Source organism: Rothia sp. ND6WE1A, from assembly GCF_001683935.1.
Classification (GTDB): Bacteria; Actinomycetota; Actinomycetes; order Actinomycetales; family Micrococcaceae; genus Rothia; species Rothia amarae.
The window spans coordinates 1-19,198 of the sequence record NZ_LXTU01000021.1 but is presented as its reverse complement, the minus strand read 5'-3'; the positions used below and the strand labels follow the sequence as shown (position 1 = coordinate 19,198).

The following is a 19,198-nucleotide window of genomic DNA, read 5'->3' as shown; positions in this document are numbered from 1 at the left end:
TTATAGGCGGTGCCGTGTAGATCGACGTTGGGGTCGTAATGATTCTGTGAGTTGGTGAGCTGGGGCGCCAGCAAAAGGAAAGGCACCAACAGAGCAATCATCACCAGCATGGAAATAATCATGTTGCGTGCTGGGGCATTGATTCGAGCCGCTTGCTTTTCGGTAATCTGCGGCTTTACCTCCGGTTCTGCCGACTGAGGGGCAGAAGCAGACGAGGCTGCGGAGGCAGACTCTGTGGGATGGTTGGGAAGTTCCTCAGGGTTAATACTCACTCGTTTATTGTCCCTGAGAGCGAGCAAAAAATCTAAATGCGCGGGAGCTTGTGCAAAATTAACGCCAAATCTACTTAAAAATAGCTTATAGAGAGGCGACAGAGACTTAAGCCAACTATGGTGGAGAAGTAGCATAGAGCAACGATGCTCAGTAATCGCCGCATAAGCGATGGACAGAATACTCGAGGGTGAGGATTATATGTCAGAAAATCTGACTGGCCAGCAGGAAATTTACTCAGATCGAAACTTGGCGTTGGAATTGGTGCGAGCAACAGAGGCAGCAGCTATCGCATCAGCACCATGGGTGGGTGCAGGAGATAAAAACAAAGCAGACGGCGCAGCAGTAGATGCGATGCGCTACCGTCTTTCTACTGTGCGTTTTAATGGGCAGGTCGTTATCGGCGAAGGTGAAAAAGATGAAGCTCCCATGCTATTCAACGGTGAATATGTGGGCGATGGAACCGGTCCAGCGTTTGACGTTGCGGTAGATCCTATTGATGGCACTCGTCTCACAGCTTTGGGTATGGATAACGCTTTATCAGTTCTTGCTGTGGCAGACGGCGGAACCATGTTTGATCCTTCTGCAGTGTTCTACATGGAAAAACTTGTAGTTGGTCCCGACGCTGCTGATTTGGTGGACTTGCGTTTGCCGGTTAAACAGAACCTGCACTTGACCGCTAAAGCTTTGGGCAAGCCGGTCAATCAGCTCACCGTGTGCGTACTCGATCGCCCGCGTCACGCCAAGCTCATTGAAGAAATCCGCGAAACCGGTGCGCGTACTCGCATGATATTGGACGGCGATGTCGCCGGCGCGATTGCCGCTGTTCGCCACGGTACCGGCGTCGATTTGATGATGGGAACCGGCGGAACTCCTGAGGGTATTGTCGCTGCCTGCGCTATCAAAGCAACAGGTGGAATTATTCAGGGTCGCCTGGCTCCTACCGATGACGCCGAGAAACAGAAGGCATTGGACGCCGGTCACGACCTCGACCGCGTGCTTACCACCGATGATTTGGTGACCTCGGATAACTGCTTCTTTGCAGCAACCGGTATCACCGATGGCAAGTTGCTACGCGGCGTTCGATACGGACGTAAGACCATTACTACCCATTCAATCGTTATGCGTGCGCAGTCAGGTACCGTCCGTACGGTCGAAGCTCAGCACGATTTGAGCCGCTGGGATAAGCTCCTCAACCGTAAGTCTGAAGTTCGTATGACCGATGAATACGATTTCTAAACCCAATATGTGGGCATAGAGAAAGGCTCCACCTGCAGGTGGAGCCTTTCTCTCTAAAGAGCGTTTTTACCTATTTCTTCAGGCGAGCCTTAGCCGTGCTCACCACGGATGCCGCGGTATTTTTCGCCTTACCCGCCAGCTTTTTAGCCTGGGGGATAACCTGCTGGCGTGCGGTCTTCTGTGCCTTGCCCAGGCTTTCACGAGCGGCACGAATTCCCTCGTAAGCGCGATAGCCGTTAGTCGAAACCGGCAAATCCCAGGTGCCAGGATAAACCACTGAGCGTCCGCCAAATGATTTCTTGAATTTGGTGAAGCCTGCCCACTCGTGGTCGGGATCATCATTAGGGGCGATGCCAAAGAGGTCTACATATTTCAGACCCTTCTTCTTGGCATCAAAAATCATGGTGGTGACCAGCGGGTTATTAGCGCTGAGCTTGCGGTGCTCAAACGAGTAGCTCGCGTGAGCGTAGGTGCGTGTATCATCCGAATCGTAGACAAACGTGGAGCCGATAGCTTCACCATTTTCGCTGCGAATAATGATGAGCCGCGCGGCGTCTTCAGGCATCAGGACGCGTGCTACCTGCTTGAGATAGTCGTCCTGCTGGCGGTTAAAATCGTTGCGCTGAGCGGTCTGCTCTAAATACTTGGTGAGGATGTCGATGTCCTCGGGGTTATGGGAAACCTCGAACGTCACACCCTTTTTGTGGATATTGCGGTGCAGGTTGCGGTTGGTGGGGCGCATTGCCTTGAGAATCTCTTCTTCAGACTGCTCCAAATCAATCACCTGAGTGTGACCGGGTTGAATCTGACGAGGCGACAGTTTGAACCCGCGATTCTTCAAGAACTCCTCGCCAGAGCCTTCACCCCAGATGGAGGAGTCCGTAGGTTCCACTCGAATAAACCAGCATTTATTCTCTGCAGCCACGCGCTTCAAATCAGCAATTGCCTCATCAAACGCTGCAGCGCTGTTTGCTTCAGGTCCGTACGGGGCATACAGATAACGCCCGGTCTTACCGCCCTCTAAGGTAGCGATATAGCGCCATCCGTCACCTTCACCGCGGAAGACCCGGTGGCCGTTTGACTCCTGAAATTTAGCCCATACTTCTGACTGCAGAATATTACTCATGCAACCCAGCTTACCGGGTTCACCTGGGGTTTAGGGAACCGAACAAGTACCGTTTTCCGAGAGCTCGGCTACGGTCTGAATCTCCACTGTTGACGTCAGCGGAGCCCCCTGAGCTGATGTATCTCCTCCAAAGAACCCAGCATTTTCTGCTACGCCAGAGGGCTGGATGCCGTCCTTAGAGTCCTGCAGTACCTTCTGCACATCGGCATGGAGCTGATCAAAATCGGGGTAGGTGGGGAACGTATCACTGTAGTAAGGCGGACCTGCAGCGTACTGAATCAGCGGGAAGTCCTTGGACTTCAAACCTATATCAGCAAGACCGCTCAACGAATTTTCGGGAATATTAGTTTCGACAATTTGCTCACCAGAGGCGGCAATATCACCGAACTTGGAGAGGACGTTGGTGGGATTCATCTGCTTAAGCATAGCTGCCTGAACACAGCGTTGCCGCGCCTCACGCTCGTAGTCGGTGGCGCCTTCGCGGGAGCGCGCGTACCACAGAGCATGGAAGCCATCGAGCTTCTGCACTCCAGGCTCGATATAACCGTCGATGGGGTTCTTTTGACCGGTCATCAAATCAGTACCGCCACCGATGGGAACACGACCACCCACATCAATAGTGATGCCTCCTAGAGCATCAATGAGCTGGGCGAAACCGTCCATATCAATCAGCATGTAATTGTTGACCTCAATGCCCAACACACCCGAGACGGCGTCCATAGTCGCCTCAGCCCCGGGATCATTGGAATCGGGATAGAGGTCCTGATGATTCTGCATCACATCGGTGTAGAGCGCATTGATAATACACTCGTCTCCGCAATTGAAGCCTTCGGGGTAGACCTGCCAGAGTGGCGAGTTAGGAGAAAACGGCGCATTCTGAGTGTTACGTGGAACCGAAATAGTGACCGCTTGACCGGTATCGGCGTCAATGGATACCACCGTCATTGAGTCTGGACGGCGACCCACGCGGTCGGCACCGGCGTCGCCACCCATGAGCAGAATGTTGTAACGCCCGTTTTCTTCTTTGAGATCGGTACCACCAGCAAAGATTTTATTGAGCGCGCCACGGCCCGTATTAGCAACGTATGCCGTGTAGCCAATCCCGCCGCCGACCACCAACATCATGGCAGCCAAACCGAGAATCACTGGAACTTTAGCCCTCTGAGGAAGCTGCCGAACCTTGATGACGCGCAAGGTATCGAGAAAAAGATAGAGCCAACCCAGTCCCAAGATCACGAGCGCAATGACCAGCGCGACCAGGGTGAAGTTATGGGTAAATAGCGAAAATAACCAGGTGCGTCGAACTACTGCCAAAACGATCGCCAGCAGAACCACAGCCCACACCGTTAAAGTTACGGTGAGAGCGCGTCGTCCCAGTGTCTTTCTATCGGTAATCAGCTGCACAGCTCCGGGGATAAAAAAGGTGAGAGCCATGAACAGCCAGGCACGTTTAACCTTGGTGCTGTCTGAAGAAAATTCAGGGTAATTAATGGGGTCTGAGAAAGACTCCTGCCCTAGTTTTTGCCCCCGCACTCTGGTTGCTGAAATAACCGGTTGACGAGACTGCCTTTGCCGGATCCCACGAGCTGACTCTTGCTGAGCAGATCCCTTCCGAGGTGCTGGACGCACGTCGTTAAAGTCTTCGCTGTGCACGGTAACTCCTGCTGGTTAAACTGCGGTGGTCGAGAAGATAACAGCATGTCTTCTCGACCAGCCTACAAAAATATTCTGTGAACACCCCGGAAAATCCTAGCTTCATACGAGGTGCAAATTTTCACGTGTGGGAATGTTAATGCTAAGGAGCGTAGGGTTTAATATCGTCTGCACCAGCGAGCAAATCACTCTGCTTCACTGCTGGACGACGCTCGCTTTGCTCATCCTCATCCGAGCGTTCGGAGACCTTAGTACGCAAGGATGCGCCCTTGTCCATAGCGGACTGGCGAAGATCTGAGGCGAAATTCATGAGATCTGAACGAACCTGCTCGGCGAAATCGTCGGTTCCTGAACCTAGGATGCGCAAAGCCAGCAGTCCTGCGTTGCGGGCGCCGTTGATAGAAACGGTCGCTACGGGCACACCGGCTGGCATCTGCACAATAGATAGCAAAGAATCCATGCCCTCAAGGTTCTTTAGGCGTACTGGCACACCGATGACGGGCAGAGGAGTGACAGATGCCAGCATACCGGGCAGGTGAGCCGCTCCGCCGGCGCCAGCGATAATAACGCGGATGCCGCGTTCGGCTGCTTGCTTACCGTAAGAAATCATGTCTTCAGGCATACGGTGCGCGGAGACCACATCGGCTTCGTAGGGAATGCCGAATTCTTCGAGAACTTCTGCGGCAGCTTCCATCGTGGGCCAATCGGAATCTGAGCCCATAACGATGCCAACGAGAGGTGCATCTGCGGTGTATGGTGAGCTCATGAGGCTCCCCTTTCTGTGGATGATGTCGCTACCTAGCAGCGACCGTCAGCTATTTTTTAGGGTCTAAAGTTCTGCGGTTCCGTGGGAGAGTATATTGGCGACGCGGGTTGCTGCCTGACGTAGTTCCTCGACCTGATCGGATTTCCCGCCAATATTGACGTGACCAATCTTGCGCCCGGCACGCACGCCCTTGCCATAAAAATGAATCTTGGCACGGGGATCTTCTTCGAGAGCAGCAGGGTACATGCCGAAAATATCTTCATTGCTTCCGCCCAAGAAGTTTTTCATGATGGCAACTTCACCCTTGACCTCAGTAGCACCCAAGGGAAGATTGAGAACTGCACGAAGATGCTGCTCAAACTGACTGGTAACGGAGCCGTCCTGAGTCCAGTGCCCAGAGTTATGCGGGCGCATAGCAAGCTCATTCACTAAGAATCCTTGCGCGCTGCCGGGAACCTCAAAAAGTTCAGCCGCCATCACACCGGTCACGCCTAGCTCAGTAGCGAGGGTAATCGCTGCCTGCGACGCCGCCTGGGCAGTTTCTGCTGAAATACCGGGCGCAGGGGCGATAACCTCATCGCACACCGAATTCACCTGAATTGATTCGGCAACAGGCCAGGCTTTGACCTCATCAGAATCTCGGCGCGCCACCAAAGCTGACAGCTCACGAGTAAAGGGAACTTTTTCCTCCGCCAGCAAAGAGGAGAAATCAGTGCGTTCGGGGAGCTGCTCGAACCAACGGGCGACGTCGGCACCGCGCGCCTGATCGGCGTCATCGAGCACCAAAACGCCCTTGCCGTCATAACCGCCACGCGGAGTTTTGAGGACGACCGGCCAACCAATTTCATCGCCAAAGGACAGCAGTTCATCGAGGGTTTTCACCTCTGCCCACCGAGGGTTAGGCAGACCCAAGCGTTCAACAGCCCTGCGCATCTCCAATTTATCCTGAGCATGCACCAGCGCACCTGGGCGGGGCTGAACATTGACCCCTTCGTCAATCAGTCTCTGTAAGAAATCAGTAGGGACGTGCTCATGATCGAACGTCAGCACATCTTTATCGCGTGCAAAGTTCAAGAGAACATCAAAATCTTTATAGTCGCCCACAGGAGCGTGCGGCACAACCTGTACCGCGCACACATCCTCAGACTCAGCAAGAATTTCTAAATCAAAGCCGAGCTCATGAGCTGCAGGAGCCATCATGCGAGCAAGCTGCCCGCCGCCAACAACGCCAATTTTTGGTCCAGTCACAGGGTAAATCACCCCTTTAGGCTACCGTGTTCTTCACCTTGAAAGAAAAAATGCTCAAGATTTCCCTCGAAGAATGACATAGCAGACTTTACATCTTGAAAAAAATCCCTCATGCCCTGTCGATAAGGGGCTAAAATGCCAAGCGTGCCACTAAAATAGGGGAATTGTCTTCAACAGAATCACCACAGGGGTTTGAGTGTCTAATCTTCGCGAACGCTTCACATATGTCTGGCATCTCTTCATCAAAGAGGTTCTCAAGTTCGCTACAGTCGGCGGTTTGGCATTCATCGTCAACGCAACCGTTACATGGACGCTCATGCACTCGGTCATGGCAGATTCCCACGGTAAAGCAAAAGTCATCGCTGGTATCATCGCCACCATCTTCTCCTGGGTGATGAACCGCCTCTGGACCTTCCGCGAAAAGCGTACCGAGAACAAATGGCGTGAAGCGGTGGAATTCGCCATTGTCAACGCCATCGGTATCGGCGTGGAATTAGCCTGCGTGCTGGTCAGCTACTACGCCCTGGGCCTTACATCCGCTACCGCATCCTTTATCTCAGGTACCATCATCGGTACCGTACTAGGAACCATCGTTCGCTACTTCATGTACCGCTTCTGGGTCTTTGGAAAAGACAAGGGCAAGGAAGAGAGCACCCGTGAAGAATCCATCGCGCGTTTCTTAGATGAAGCCACCGATGCCATGACCGGCAAACTCCCGGTGATTACCCCCGACATGAAAAAGCGTTAAAGTTCTTTTACAGGGCTCTATGCGCCACCCAGCAAGCGCGGCAACGGTGAACTAACCTTCTCGCATGGGTTCGCTAGCGCTCACTAATGCGATTCATGCCAGACCCAGCCACTTCATCTTTGCGCTGCGCTTGCTGGGTTTTTACCTTGAAACGAATTCACTGCGGAAGGATAGTATCTCTCATTCCTTAGGAGACCAGCGGTACTGCCCGTTCCTGGGCAAGAATCTGCTCAACTTTCGCTTGATCCCACTGAATCGTCGGATCCAAGATCACGACGCCGCGCCCCATCGCCACAGCCGCTAGAACCTGAATCAGGTAGTCAGCAGTCAAAACCGCAGGCGCAGTAAACTGAACGGCAGAAGCCGAACCCAACTCCTCACCAAGAGCAATAATCTGAGTGGAAACTGCCTCCAGCAACACACTATAAGACAGCCCGCCCATAGCAACGCGGCTGGGCACGGGCGTCTCGAACCCCGAATAGACGTCGCCAAAAGCTCTCACCTCAGCACAAAAATCAAGAGCCCCTGCAGGTACCTCGCCCATAAACCGAGGAGCTAGAGAACCCCTATCAACAATCACGGGATACTCGGCATCTGAAGTTTCTACCACCGCAGAATCAAAGGAAAAAAGAACGTCGGCAGAATCTACCTCGAAAGAGATGGTCGCGCCTACACGCAGTGCCGCTAAGGCGATTACTAAAGACCGCCAATGAACGCCCATGGGAACATCAATGGGGGAGCCTGATTCAAGATCGCACTCATCCACCAAAAAATTTGCACTTTTGCTCACCCAATTATCCAACACCCTGCCGGAAAGCTCGATGCGCTCGCTGGCAGCTGAGTACCAAAGCAAAGCGGGAGTTTGAAAATTTCGCACCGTGACAAAAAGTTGTTCAAGATTTTTGAAAGAAGAAGTGTTTGCGCTCATGAGCCCCTATTTTACCCACAAAACACCCCATGTAATACTGCAAGAATTTTCCGGACAGCCGCCGAAATATCAACAATTTCCCCACTTTTTGTTGTTCAACGGCATATGGATGAAGTTTCTGCAAGTATTTGGAATCAATACCACAAATATGTTCAAACTTTTGAGTTTATTACCCGTATTTTGAGGAAATTTTTTCCCTCAGCTTGACGAAACGCACGTTACACGCGTGTAATTATATGCAGAGTAATTTCGGTGTCTCTTTTTTCGTGGATTGACTTGCATGTTCTATGGCATGCATGAGGTTGAGCAAATTTCGCAGTTTGCCCTCTCTCCGCGGAAAGGGATGCCGATATTTCTGAGGGTGTTATGCGCCTGCGTTGGATAACAACGTTCAAACCTCCAAAATAGGGATACGGAAGGGACGAAAAATGGGCTTGTACTCCCCCCAAGCAAATGGTGAAAATACCGAAAGCTTGAGTTATAAAGCCCAGCAAAATACTATGCACTCGGCTCAATACCTCGAAGAACAGGCAAACGCGTTTCTCGCTGCGGCAGATTCGCCTCAAAAGCCTCAACAACAGGCAATACACCAAAAGAACATTGACTTGTTCTCATCTGACCCAGAAGCACTTTCTCTCTGGGAGCAAGCTGCTGGTCTATACAGTACAGACGGCGAAGAAGGTGAGCTAGCATGGCAGGCAGACGCCCTTTGCGCCCAGACCGACCCTGAAGCTTTCTTTCCTGAAAAAGGCGGCTCCACGCGGGATGCAAAACGCGTGTGCAGTCAGTGCCCAGTGCGCGAAGCATGCTTAGAGTACGCTATGGAAAATGATGAACGTTTTGGTATCTGGGGTGGTCTCTCAGAACGCGAGCGTCGTCGTCTGCGCAAGCAGGCAGTCTAAAGTAAAGGATTTTTTGACATGGCTCAGGCTCGTTCCTGTTCACGCCAGACATGCTCACGAGAAGCGGTCTTCACCCTGTACTACGCCTACAGCGAGTCTAAGGCGATTATTGGTGCACTCTCCGAACATCGTGAACCCCATGCTTACGATTTGTGCGAATTCCATGCCGATCGTCTCACCGCCCCTCAGGGGTGGGAAGTAGTTCGAGATCACGGTCTCGGCTCTGAGTCTTCCTCCCTCTAACACCTGTATGCAAAGATTCCCCCCGCGAGGTGCGAGGAATCTTTTCGTATTTCCCCTCCAGGTAATCACTCTTATTTAGTTATAAAAGGTTAGGTCAATTCATGCACCAGTCGCCGAATCCATCCCAGAAGAAAAACCAGTCTGAAGATTCCCTCTTTGTTTCTCAGCAGATGAGCCGCCGTCCGTTCTTGACTGCCTCCCTCATCGGCGTTGGCGCCCTCAGCTTGAGCGCTTGTGGCGCAGACCAGAAGCAAACTTCGAGTACTGCGAGCGATTCGGCATCGGCAGCCTCTAGCCCCACCCCTACGCAGGCTCCTAAATTTTCTGGTGTGGTAAAGGTTGTTCCTACCGCTGAAGAAGTAGAAATTAATCCGGTGACTCCCATCAAAGTCACTACCGAAGATTCCACCTTGACCGAGGTAAAACTGACCACCGTTGACGCCCAGGGAGCACCGGTAGATGCGCCCGGCACGCTCAATAAAGCAGGAAACGAGTGGACCAACTCGAAACCTCTCGCCTTTGACTCGCTCTATACTGTGAGCTGGAAAGCAAAAGATTCTCAGGGTGCTGAAGGCTCGGGCGAATCAACCTTTTCTACTGTCTCGGCAGCTAACGAAGCCGATGTATCCATCAATGTTGTTGAAGGCGCCACCTACGGCGTCGGGCAAATCATCGAGTTCAATTTCTCTGAGCCTGTGGTGAATAAGGCGGAAATTGAAAAAGCTATCAAGGTAACCGGTGGCGGGGACCAGCGCGGCAAAATGCGCTGGTACTCGGACTATATGGCACGCTATCGCCCGGAAAACTACTGGGCAGCGAACTCAGCTATAAAGATTCAGGCGAATATCTTGGGGCTGGATCTTGGCAACGGCATGATTGGCAATGGAAATGTCACCCGTAATTTCTCGACCTCAGATAAGCACTACGCGTTCGTGGATAACAAAACCAAGACAGCCAAGCTGTATGTCAATGACAAACTTGTTCACGAAAACTTGGTGACACTGGGTAATCCCGAATGGCCCTCGGTCGTTGGTCAGCTTGTGGTATTGGAACAGGCTGATAAATACTTCTTTAACCCCACTTCTTTGAAACTCAAAGAAGGGGATCCCCACTACTACGAGCCGTTCTGGGCTACTAATGTGTCGCGTCTGACCGAGTCAGGTGTATTCGTGCACCAGGCTCTACCCAGTGCCTACCCTTACGTAGGTGTAGCAAATGTGTCCCACGGGTGCATTGGCATGATGCCGGAAGACGCTAAATATTTCTTTGACCTCTTCAACCCCGGCGACATTGTAGAAACGGTCAACACCGACTACCCGCAAGCAGACCCCGATGACGGCTATGGGGATTGGAACATTCCTTTCGAGCACTACCAGGATTCGTCCTGGAAGGGCAACTGGTAAAAAAGTGGAAGACGACTGCCGCAGGCGCGGTGAGGAGATTTAGGTGGCATTACGATCGACTAAAGGCTCAGTTTCCGCATCTGAGGGCAACGAATGGAGCAAACTGTCTCCTGCTATTTCTTCGAAGAAGCCTGCGGCGTCAACCGCTTCTGCCGACGAGCTGCTAAATGCTCGACGCGCGGAGAGAACCTACAAGGTAGATTCTGCGGCGGTATCAGGGACGGCAGATTCTGTTTTCGGTGGGCATGATTCCCCGGTTGACTCGGTGGAGCCGTTCAAACCGGTAGCGTTCTCTGGCGAGAAAGTTGAAGAGAAGACTACCGGCTCAGAAGCTACTTCCGTTTCTTCCGCTGCTCCGGTCGATCAGTCGGTGCGGTTTTCTACTATTGCGGAGAAAGAGGAAGAAGCTCAGCGACGAGCGGAAGTGCGGGAAATTGCCGTCAAAGATCGCCCGAAAGCCCTGAAACTGCGGGCAACGCTTATCGCACTCACTATTCCGTTTGTGACTCTCATGCTAGCTATCCGAGGTGTGGCGTCTGCTCCTTTCCTCTGGTTGACGTACCATCGCCCAGGATTTCCTGAGGACAGCTATGGGTTTTCCCCCGACGAGCGTATGACTTACGGCTCCTACGGCATGGACTATGTGCGGAACCTAGCACCTGAGAGTTATCTAGCCAATCTCAAAACAGCGGGCGGGCATAACCTGTTCCTCTCCAGCGAGGTAGGGCATATGAGCGACGTCAAGATGGTGCTATGGTGGGCGACCTTAGGCACACTACTTCTGGTTGTTTTGGCTCTGTTGGCATCACGTTCACTACGCAACCGCGCTCCGGGCGTTATCCGAAAATCACTCTTTGCTGGAGCACTCATCGCTCTCGTGCTGATGATTGCACTTGGTGTTCTAGGCGCCCTGGGCTGGGAAACCCTCTTTGAAACCTTCCACCATGTGCTGTTCCCACAGGGTAACTGGCAGTTCCGCATGTCAGATACGCTGATTCGCCTGTATCCTCCACAGTTCTGGGTGGATGCAGCAATTGCGGTAGCGGCTATTACTTTGTTGATTTCGCTTCTACTGCTAGCCCTGACCTGGCCGACTAAATATCGCCGTGAGCTGGCAAAACGACGCGCCGAAGAACGATTGGAACTTCGCCGTCGTCTGACTGAGGGCGTCTAAAGCACACTGCTCATCAGCGAATCCACAGCGAAGCGTAGGGGTAAGCCGCCTGTGTTCCGTCCGCAGGCTTGTAGAATTGCTCAGGTGATGATGAGACGAACTGAAACCGAAACCCAGGCTTTGCCCACCGCAGGCGGGGGAGCACACCGCGCGGTGATGACGTTGCCGGAGGCATTCACCGATGCCGCCTTGCGCGCGCGTTTAGCTGTTACCAGCGTGCCCTTTCCCCGGCTGGGGTTGGTAGTCCCACTTTTGGTTCTCCTCTTGGCGGGAGCCCTGCGTTTTTGGAATCTTTCGAACCCTAACGCCATAGTTTTCGACGAGACCTACTACGCCAAAGATGCTTTCTCGATGCTGCATTTTGGGTATGAACGCAACTGGGCCGAGGACGCTAACCAATCGTTCGTAGCGGGGCATCCCACCGGCATACAGGAAACGGGCGAGTACGTCGTTCATCCACCGGTTGGTAAATGGATGATTGCGCTGGGGATGATGCTCTTTGGCGATAACAACCCCCTGGGGTGGCGCTTTGCCGCTGCCTTGACCGGCACGCTTTCGGTGGCGCTCATCATGCTGGCGGGCTGGATTCTGTTCCGTTCAGTGACCGTGGCTTCTCTGGCGGGACTACTCATAGCGGTAGATGGCTTACACCTGGTGCAGTCCCGATTCGCCCTGCTCGATATATTCTTGATGTTCTGGATCCTCGCCACGTTTGTCTGCCTACTTTTGGATAGGCAACAGGCTCGACGACGTCTAGCAGCGCGAATTTCTGAACATGCTGCTCTGCACGGGGGTTTGCCCCAAGACGCGTTCATGAAGTATGGTCCTTGGCTGGGCTTCCGATGGTGGCGACTGCTGGCTGGTATCTGCGCTGGTCTCGCGGTGGGCACCAAATGGAACGCTCTTTTCTTCATCGCAATCTTTGGCCTCATTACAGTTTTTTGGGATCTCAACGCCCGCCGTATGACCGGGGTAAAAAACTGGTTTGTACCCGGCGTCGTGCTCGATGGCGTCCCCGCTTTCTTCTACCTCATCGTGGTCGGTAGCGCGACATACCTTGCTACCTGGACCGGCTGGTTCCGCTCTGATTTTGCGTATAACCGCCAGTGGGCGGCGAATCACCCTTCTGAAGGTGTGCAATGGTTACCGCCGACACTGCGTTCTTTATGGGAATACCACCGCTCGGCGTTTGAATTTCACAATGGTTTGAGCACGCCCCATACCTATCAGTCTTCTGCTCCTGAGTGGTTGATTCTGGGGCGGCCCACATCTTATTACTACGAATCACCTACGCTGGGTACTCACGGTTGTACGGTATCTAAGTGCTCTGAAGCGGTACTAAACATTGGTAATCCGCTGCTGTGGTGGTCCTTTATTATCGTGGCAGTTTTTGCGTTGGGTGTCTGGCTGGTCCGACGGGATTGGCGCTTTGGGACCCTTTTCGTGGTCTTTGCCGTGGGATATTTCCCCTGGTTCGCTTACCCCACGCGCACCATGTTTTATTTCTATGCGCTTTCTTTTGAACCCTATCTCATTTTGATGTTGGCAGGTTTGTTGGGATTGGCGCTGGGACGCCGGGGCGATTCGCGACGCCGCAAGCAGCTGGGACTGCTGGTCGTCGGTTTGTTTGTGGTCGCCGTCTTGCTGGTTTCTATTCACTTTTGGCCCATTTGGACCGCCCAAACAATTCCTTATGACCAGTGGCGTTTGCGCATGTGGTTTGACGCTTGGATTTAGGAGATACCGTGCACGATGAACAAGAAGTACCAGAAGAACCGCTAGAGGATTTTGAGCCTGCGCCGGTGGGTCACTCTCGCCATGAAGGTGGCGTACTGATTTTGGGAGGTACTCCTATTGGGAACTTGGGCGATGCCACTGACCGGTTGAAGCAATATTTAGCAACCGCAGATGTTATTGCGGTAGAGGATACTCGCACCCTTCGCCGTCTTGCATCGGGGCTGGGTGTGCACACGCGTGGGCGCGTCATCACTAACCATGACCACAACGAGAGCGCCCGTTCTGCCCAGATTGTTGAGGCGGTAGAGGCTGGGCAGATGGTATTGCTCATGTCTGATGCTGGTATGCCTACTGTTTCTGACCCCGGTTACGCAGCAGCGCAGGCGGTAGCAGAGGCTGAATTACCGGTAACCGTTGCTCCGGGACCGTCTGCGGTTCTTTCTGCTCTCGCGGTATCTGGCTTGCCCTCGGGCAGATTTACGTTTGAGGGGTTCCTAGCGCGAAAAGGCTCAGACCGTACTCGCCGCCTCAAATCGCTGGAGACAGAAGAGAGAACCATGGTTTTCTACGAATCTCCGCATCGTACCGCGGCCACGCTGGGGGATTTCGCACAGTACTTTGGCGAAGACCGCCGCGCGGTAGTTTGCCGGGAGCTCACAAAATTACATGAAGAAGTAATCCGTGGAACCTTGGCAGAGTTGAGGCAGTGGGCACAAAATACACAAGTTCGCGGCGAGATCGCTCTGGTCGTAGCAGGAGCCCCCGCACCAGAGGCAGAGTCTGCAGAAAACCTGACAGAGCAGGTTCAAGAGCTGGTGGACGGCGGAATGCGGCTTAAACAAGCAGCCGGTGAGATTGCCGAGAGGTTCGGAGTATCCAAGCGCGAACTCTACGAGGCAACGCTGGCGGCACGCGAAGAATAAGGGTTTTATTCACCGGGGAAAGCCCAGCGCACAGCAGTAAGGTGAACCGGCTGGGACTGGCATGAGTCGCGTCTGCGAGGACTAGCGAGCTATGCGAGAAGGTTAGTTCACCCTTGCTGTACTTGCTGGGCATCTATACGCTTTTTGAATTTCCCTTCAATACTGAGGCTGAGACGAATAGGAGAACAACATGTGCAACGATCAAGGTGCTATGTCCACCGACCATTTCTTGGAGCTGGCGCAGCGGTGGGGCGCGCAAGTTCCCTCCGATGAACAGCTACAGAGGTCTATTTTCTCTGCTCCCGCAGGCGTCATTCCTGGTGAGGTTCCTCCTGCCTATGAGGCAGAGCGTTACAGCGTGGCAGGCGAAGAATCGGGGGAGGGCACTCGGCGTCGTTCGACAACTGGCGATAATGGGCGCTCCCGCAACCTGGTTTTCCCCCCGGCGCCCGAGCCTCTGCCGTATCCCATTGTTGATAACCATACGCATATGGATCTGTTAGACGGTGACGTCGCTATTTTAGCGCGTGATGCGCTCGATACCGGGGAGGTCTTAGGCATCGGGCACATTGTTCAGGTGGGCTGCGATATACCTTCTTCTCTGTATGCTGTGGCAGCAGCCCATGCAGATCACCGTGTACTTGCCGCTGTTGCCTTGCACCCTAATGAGGCTCCTCAGCTTGCGGAAGCAGACACGTTAGATTCGGCGCTGGCTACTATCGAGGAGCTCGCGCAGGATGAGCGGGTACGCGCCATTGGCGAAACAGGCTTGGATTATTTCCGAACGGGCGAAGACGGTATTGGCGCACAGCAAGAATCATTCCGTGCGCATATTCGCCTGGCAAAGAAGTACGGAAAGGCGCTACAGATTCATGACCGCGATGCGCATGAGGATGTAGTTCGCATTCTGCACGAGGAAGGCGCCCCGGAGAAAACGGTCTTCCACTGCTACTCTGGCGACGCCGAGCTAGCGCGTATCTGCAATGAGCAGGGCTGGTTCATGAGTTTTTCTGGAACAGTTACTTTCAAGAACTCCAAAGGCATTCAGGAATCGCTACGTCTTGCACGACCCGAGCTTATTCTGGCGGAAACAGACGCCCCGTTTTTGACCCCGCACCCGTTCCGAGGACGCCCCAATGCCTCCTACATGACCAACTACACGGTGCGGTTCATGGCAGAGCACCGGGGCATGGACCTCGAAGAATTGTGCAGGACTATTGCACAGAATTCTCAGAACGTTTACGGGCTCTGGGAAAGCTGATTCTGAGGTACAGCAGTACCGCGTCGCGCCCGGCGCTGGCGGAACCAGGGCAGGGTGATGAACGCCGTCGTCCATAGAGCTGGCAGGATATGTAGGGCTACGGTCCACAGCGGCCAGTAACCGATGTCCCAGCCGTGGCCTGAGAACCATGATTGGAAGCGTTGGCAAAAGAGGACGGTGCCTGAAACTGCGAGGAACATATAAGCGCTGTCTTCTTTGTGCCAGCCGTAGAGGGCGCACCCGAGAATAGCGGGTATTGCCCACACCCAGTGGTGGTTCCAGGAGATGGGGGAGACCATCAGCATTAAGAACCCTACGGTGCAAGCGGCCAGCAAACGCTCATTCTGCTGAATTAGCAGGCGAGTGGAGTGGAATCCTACCCACAGTAGCGCTATTGCCAGTACCGCGAACAAGATGCTATTTACCGGTTCAAAGAAGAGACGCGATGTTTCACCGAGGATGTTGAAACTGAGTGGTTCAACGATGGAACCTACCCGGTTGCTCTCGAAGATGCGGCGGGTAAAAAATTCCCAGCTCACCTGCGGGGCGAAGATAAAGCTGATGACGATGCCCACCACGCCAGTGAGAATAAAACGGGCGACAGCGCGCCAGTCCTTGCGGGCTATAAAGAAGAGAATAAAAAGCGCCGGTGTCATTTTGATAGACGCGGCAATTGCGCTGAGAATACCCGAAAAGCGAGTGCCGGTGAGTAAGAGCGCATCAACCAAAATCAAGAACAAAATGATGAGGTTGATTTGCCCCATCCACATATTTCCCTGAACGGGGAAGGTCAACAGCGTGAGGGGGAAAAGCCAGAGAGAAAGCCCCAGCGAGAGATTGCGTGGAAAGCGGAACGAGCGAAAAACCATCACGAGCGTTGCTACCAGCGCCAGCGAATTGACCCCTAAGAACACCACATTGAGCGTGCGGGAGCTATCGAACAACGCCATCGGCAGAAAGAGAAAAATCGCAAACGGCGGGTAGGTGAAACCGTAATAATGCTCAGGCGGAAGAGTCCAACTGTAAATGTCACCGGTTTCTAACCAGTGGACAATTGCCCCGCGGTAGACTGCCAAATCAAAAACTGGGCGCAGGTGCGTGGTGTCGGTGAATACGAAAGGGAACAGGCTAATAATTGCCACAAACGCACCGCTCGCTATCACGGCAGGAGAGCTCATTAATCGAGAGAAAAAGGAAGATCTGAGAGAGCGGGGAGAAATTTCAGACATATTTTCCTCAGTACACGGTGCGCTAGCAATTGGCGATAAGACAGTACCCCCAGCAGGCTGGGAGCATAACAAACCTACCTTATAAATGGGTACTTCGCCTTATAAGGTTCACAATATTAGGTAAACTTGAGCCGTGATTGAACAGCAACTCCTTGGTCCCCAGGAAATACGAGAACTAGCCGACATGCTCGGCATCCGCCCCACCAAGACTTTGGGCCAAAATTTCGTGATTGACCCTAATACCATCCGCCGAATTGTTGCTGCGGCGAACATTAAGCCGGACGAAACGGTTCTAGAAGTAGGACCGGGGCTCGGCTCGCTCACTCTGGGGATTTTGGACGCTGCCCAAGACATGGTGGCAGTGGAGATTGACCCGCCCTTGGCAGCTCAACTACCGCACACTATTGCAAAGTTCCGCCCGGGCTCTGAAGCACGCATCGACGTCGTACTCAACGACGCCATGAAAGTAACAGAACTGCCCAAGACCCCAACCGCCTTAGTCGCCAACCTGCCCTATAACGTGGCAGTCCCCGTGCTTATCCACCTCTTTGCGCAGTTCGACTCCATTCAGCACGCCCTGGTGATGGTTCAGGACGAAGTTGCAGACCGCCTTTCAGCTCAACCGGGCTCAAAAATCTACGGCGTTCCCTCCGTGAAAGCCAACTGGTTCTGTGAGGTTCAAAAAGCCGGCGTGATTGGCACAAACGTCTTCTGGCCAGCACCCAAAATCAAGTCAGGGCTAGTAGCTTTTCAACGCCGCACACAACCCCTTTCGTATGTCCCGCGCGAGCTCATCTTCGCCATCGTCGATGCGGCATTTGCCCAGCGACGCAAGACTCTGCGAGCTGCACTCGCAACATGGGCTGGTTCATCTGCGTTGGCAGGTGAAGTGCTCGATCACGCGGGTATTGATTCCTCACTGCGTGGCGAAAAACTCGATATTCACGCTTTCGTGAAAATCGCGGAATCCGCCGCTGAGCTTAATATTGGCGACCAACTCGACGTACGCAGTATCGCTGCCCAAGGAAAGCACGCATAATGTCCGTTCAGGTGAGCAAAACGGCACCGGGAAAGATCAACCTCTTCTTTGCCGTAGGAGATGTGCAAGAGAACGGCTATCACCCGGTAGCTAGCTTGTACTCGTCGGTCTCTCTGCTAGAAAAAGTGACGGTATCTGAGGGAATCTCCCAGGGGATTTCACAGAGCATATCTATTGCAGTGGAATCGCCTCTGGCTGAGATGGCAGCCAGCGGAGCGTTTGATATTGCCTCGGTTCCGTTAGATGAAAAGAACCTTGCCTACCGTGGAGCATTAGCTGTGATAGATGCCCAGGGGCTATCTGTTGAGGATGTGTCCCTTCATCTTCATATCGAAAAGGCTGTTCCTGTAGCTGGTGGTATGGGAGGCGGCTCGGCGGATGCCGCGGCGGCTATGGCTGCTGTCAACGAATATTTGGTGCGTACCGATGTCGTCGCTACAGAGCTCTCAGGAGAACATTTGCTTGAGCTAGCGGCTCCATTGGGTGCCGACGTTCCCTTCGCCTTACAGGGAGGAATCTCGGTAGGTTTAGGGGTGGGCGATCAGCTAACCCCCGTTGAACTATCTGAGGCAATACAGCCTTTGCATCTGGTGATGGTTCCTGCTTCTTTCGGGTTATCTACTCCGCACGTTTTTGCAGAGCTAGACCGTGGACGCGCGGTGGGCGACTATCCGTCGACCAACGGGTTGGAGGTGCCCGAGGCTCTGTTGGAGGCGCTACGAGCCCAGTCCGCGCCGATTGCTAGGATCTGTGAAATCGCCAGGTATATCGAGAATGATTTGGCGGCTCCTGCGTGTGCGCTGGCTCCTGAATTGAAGAAGACATTGGCGATTCAGCATGAAGGAATCATTAGTTCTTTCGTTTCAGGTTCTGGCCCTACTATTGCTTTCCTGATGGATTCGGCAGAGTCCGCTCACCAGTTAGAGGCGGCGCTCAAACGGAAGGGCCGTTTAGCGGTGGCGGTAGAAGCGCCCTGATAAACGACAGACAACTGTGGATATGATGATAGTTCATCTAAAGACTCCGGAACTTAGGAGATTAAGGGTAAAATTATCCTGTTTCACTACACAGTAACTGGATAAATCACATGCTTCCCCCCAAGCTTCTTCCCTCTAAATATATGCCCCTACTCGACGTGCTTCGGTTTCTTGCTGTGGTACTCGTGATGATGCATCATACGAACGCAGTTCGGCTCCCTGGCGGGGGCATAGGCGTTGATATTTTTTTCGCTATCTCAGGTTTTTTAATTATAGGTTTACTGGGTGAAGAATATATCAAAAAAGGATCTATTAATTTTCTAAAATTTTAC

The 19,198-nt window shown here is 53.2% G+C and carries 17 protein-coding genes and 1 pseudogene; 11 read left to right on the top strand and 7 right to left on the bottom strand.

Features of this window, described 5'->3' with window-relative positions:
* Nucleotides 1-272, bottom strand: a pseudogene (locus A7E48_RS02230) (DUF4245 domain-containing protein); the annotation flags it as partial.
* 199 nt (nt 273-471) lie between these two features.
* On the opposite strand from A7E48_RS02230, the gene glpX reads away from it, so the two are divergent.
* On the top strand, nt 472-1,509 hold the full coding sequence (glpX, locus tag A7E48_RS02225) for a class II fructose-bisphosphatase (RefSeq protein ID WP_068168916.1): 1,038 nt from the start codon (nt 472-474) through the stop codon (nt 1,507-1,509).
* A 70-nt stretch (nt 1,510-1,579) separates the two neighbouring features.
* On the opposite strand, the gene A7E48_RS02220 is transcribed toward glpX, so the two are convergent.
* The 4 genes from A7E48_RS02220 to A7E48_RS02205 form a co-directional block, all read right to left on the bottom strand.
* Nucleotides 1,580-2,635 (bottom strand): peptidoglycan bridge formation glycyltransferase FemA/FemB family protein, encoded by a 1,056-nt coding sequence (locus A7E48_RS02220; protein ID WP_068168913.1) that lies wholly within the window; start codon nt 2,633-2,635, stop codon nt 1,580-1,582.
* A 30-nt stretch (nt 2,636-2,665) separates the two neighbouring features.
* Nucleotides 2,666-4,288, bottom strand: coding sequence for an LCP family protein (locus A7E48_RS02215; protein ID WP_068168911.1), 1,623 nt, complete (start codon nt 4,286-4,288; stop codon nt 2,666-2,668).
* A gap of 142 nt (nt 4,289-4,430) precedes the next feature.
* Nucleotides 4,431-5,054, bottom strand: coding sequence for a 5-(carboxyamino)imidazole ribonucleotide mutase (gene purE, locus A7E48_RS02210; protein ID WP_068168908.1), 624 nt, complete (start codon nt 5,052-5,054; stop codon nt 4,431-4,433).
* A 63-nt stretch (nt 5,055-5,117) separates the two neighbouring features.
* Nucleotides 5,118-6,302 carry a 5-(carboxyamino)imidazole ribonucleotide synthase gene (locus A7E48_RS02205; protein ID WP_255376889.1) on the bottom strand — a complete coding sequence of 395 codons (1,185 nt, stop codon included), beginning with the start codon at nt 6,300-6,302 and terminating at the stop codon, nt 5,118-5,120.
* 196 nt (nt 6,303-6,498) lie between these two features.
* Between A7E48_RS02205 and A7E48_RS02200 the strand changes: the two genes are divergently transcribed.
* Complete coding sequence (locus A7E48_RS02200; protein WP_068168902.1) at nt 6,499-7,050, top strand: GtrA family protein; 552 nt, start codon at nt 6,499-6,501, stop codon at nt 7,048-7,050.
* A gap of 187 nt (nt 7,051-7,237) precedes the next feature.
* Here the strand turns inward: A7E48_RS02200 and A7E48_RS02195 are convergent, their stop codons facing one another.
* On the bottom strand, nt 7,238-7,978 hold the full coding sequence (locus A7E48_RS02195) for a TIGR03089 family protein (protein ID WP_068168899.1): 741 nt from the start codon (nt 7,976-7,978) through the stop codon (nt 7,238-7,240).
* Nucleotides 7,979-8,406: 428 nt separating this feature from the next.
* Here A7E48_RS02195 and A7E48_RS11280 point away from each other — a divergent pair, with 428 nt between their 5' ends.
* The 7 genes from A7E48_RS11280 to A7E48_RS02155 all read left to right on the top strand — a co-directional run bounded on the left by A7E48_RS11280 (nt 8,407) and on the right by A7E48_RS02155 (nt 15,621).
* Nucleotides 8,407-8,880, top strand: coding sequence for a WhiB family transcriptional regulator (locus A7E48_RS11280; RefSeq protein ID WP_068168894.1), 474 nt, complete (start codon nt 8,407-8,409; stop codon nt 8,878-8,880).
* A gap of 18 nt (nt 8,881-8,898) precedes the next feature.
* Nucleotides 8,899-9,123 (top strand): DUF3499 family protein, encoded by a 225-nt coding sequence (locus A7E48_RS02180; RefSeq protein WP_068168892.1) that lies wholly within the window; start codon nt 8,899-8,901, stop codon nt 9,121-9,123.
* A gap of 101 nt (nt 9,124-9,224) precedes the next feature.
* A complete protein-coding gene (locus A7E48_RS02175; RefSeq protein ID WP_068168890.1) occupies nt 9,225-10,526 on the top strand; it encodes an Ig-like domain-containing protein in 1,302 nt (433 codons plus the stop codon).
* Nucleotides 10,527-10,569: 43 nt separating this feature from the next.
* A complete protein-coding gene (locus A7E48_RS02170) occupies nt 10,570-11,700 on the top strand; it encodes a TIGR01906 family membrane protein (RefSeq protein ID WP_083147134.1) in 1,131 nt (376 codons plus the stop codon).
* A gap of 156 nt (nt 11,701-11,856) precedes the next feature.
* A complete protein-coding gene (locus A7E48_RS02165; RefSeq protein ID WP_068168921.1) occupies nt 11,857-13,437 on the top strand; it encodes a phospholipid carrier-dependent glycosyltransferase in 1,581 nt (526 codons plus the stop codon).
* 65 nt (nt 13,438-13,502) lie between these two features.
* Nucleotides 13,503-14,360, top strand: coding sequence for a 16S rRNA (cytidine(1402)-2'-O)-methyltransferase (gene rsmI / locus A7E48_RS02160; protein ID WP_233125945.1), 858 nt, complete (start codon nt 13,503-13,505; stop codon nt 14,358-14,360).
* Between the two features lie 190 nt (nt 14,361-14,550).
* Complete coding sequence (locus A7E48_RS02155) at nt 14,551-15,621, top strand: TatD family hydrolase (RefSeq protein ID WP_068168887.1); 1,071 nt, start codon at nt 14,551-14,553, stop codon at nt 15,619-15,621.
* Here A7E48_RS02155 and A7E48_RS02150 read toward each other — a convergent pair.
* On the bottom strand, nt 15,600-16,850 hold the full coding sequence (locus A7E48_RS02150; protein WP_068168885.1) for a glycosyltransferase 87 family protein: 1,251 nt from the start codon (nt 16,848-16,850) through the stop codon (nt 15,600-15,602). The two genes, A7E48_RS02155 and A7E48_RS02150, sit on opposite strands and share 22 nt — an antisense overlap.
* 184 nt (nt 16,851-17,034) lie before the next feature.
* Between A7E48_RS02150 and rsmA the strand changes: the two genes are divergently transcribed.
* Together rsmA and A7E48_RS02140 are read left to right on the top strand one after the other, a co-directional pair.
* A complete protein-coding gene (rsmA, locus tag A7E48_RS02145) occupies nt 17,035-17,889 on the top strand; it encodes a 16S rRNA (adenine(1518)-N(6)/adenine(1519)-N(6))-dimethyltransferase RsmA (protein ID WP_222114704.1) in 855 nt (284 codons plus the stop codon).
* Nucleotides 17,889-18,866, top strand: coding sequence for a 4-diphosphocytidyl-2C-methyl-D-erythritol kinase (locus A7E48_RS02140; protein WP_068168881.1), 978 nt, complete (start codon nt 17,889-17,891; stop codon nt 18,864-18,866). Before rsmA ends, A7E48_RS02140 begins: the two co-directional genes overlap by 1 nt.
* Nucleotides 18,867-19,198: the final 332 nt, after the last annotated feature.

What these genes read in the sequence shown, in the direction of transcription:
- A7E48_RS02150 (WP_068168885.1), bottom strand. Translation starts at nt 16,850, where the DNA reads ATGTCTGAAATTTCTCCCCGCTCTCTCAGATCTTCCTTTTTCTCTCGA.
- A7E48_RS02165 (WP_068168921.1), top strand. Translation starts at nt 11,857, where the DNA reads ATGACGTTGCCGGAGGCATTCACCGATGCCGCCTTGCGCGCGCGTTTA.
- A7E48_RS11280 (WP_068168894.1), top strand. Translation starts at nt 8,407, where the DNA reads ATGGGCTTGTACTCCCCCCAAGCAAATGGTGAAAATACCGAAAGCTTG.
- A7E48_RS02195 (WP_068168899.1), bottom strand. Translation starts at nt 7,978, where the DNA reads ATGAGCGCAAACACTTCTTCTTTCAAAAATCTTGAACAACTTTTTGTC.
- A7E48_RS02155 (WP_068168887.1), top strand. Translation starts at nt 14,551, where the DNA reads ATGTGCAACGATCAAGGTGCTATGTCCACCGACCATTTCTTGGAGCTG.
- glpX (WP_068168916.1), top strand. Translation starts at nt 472, where the DNA reads ATGTCAGAAAATCTGACTGGCCAGCAGGAAATTTACTCAGATCGAAAC.
- A7E48_RS02140 (WP_068168881.1), top strand. Translation starts at nt 17,889, where the DNA reads ATGTCCGTTCAGGTGAGCAAAACGGCACCGGGAAAGATCAACCTCTTC.
- A7E48_RS02220 (WP_068168913.1), bottom strand. Translation starts at nt 2,635, where the DNA reads ATGAGTAATATTCTGCAGTCAGAAGTATGGGCTAAATTTCAGGAGTCA.
- A7E48_RS02180 (WP_068168892.1), top strand. Translation starts at nt 8,899, where the DNA reads ATGGCTCAGGCTCGTTCCTGTTCACGCCAGACATGCTCACGAGAAGCG.
- A7E48_RS02175 (WP_068168890.1), top strand. Translation starts at nt 9,225, where the DNA reads ATGCACCAGTCGCCGAATCCATCCCAGAAGAAAAACCAGTCTGAAGAT.
- purE (WP_068168908.1), bottom strand. Translation starts at nt 5,054, where the DNA reads ATGAGCTCACCATACACCGCAGATGCACCTCTCGTTGGCATCGTTATG.
- rsmA (WP_222114704.1), top strand. Translation starts at nt 17,035, where the DNA reads ATGCTCGGCATCCGCCCCACCAAGACTTTGGGCCAAAATTTCGTGATT.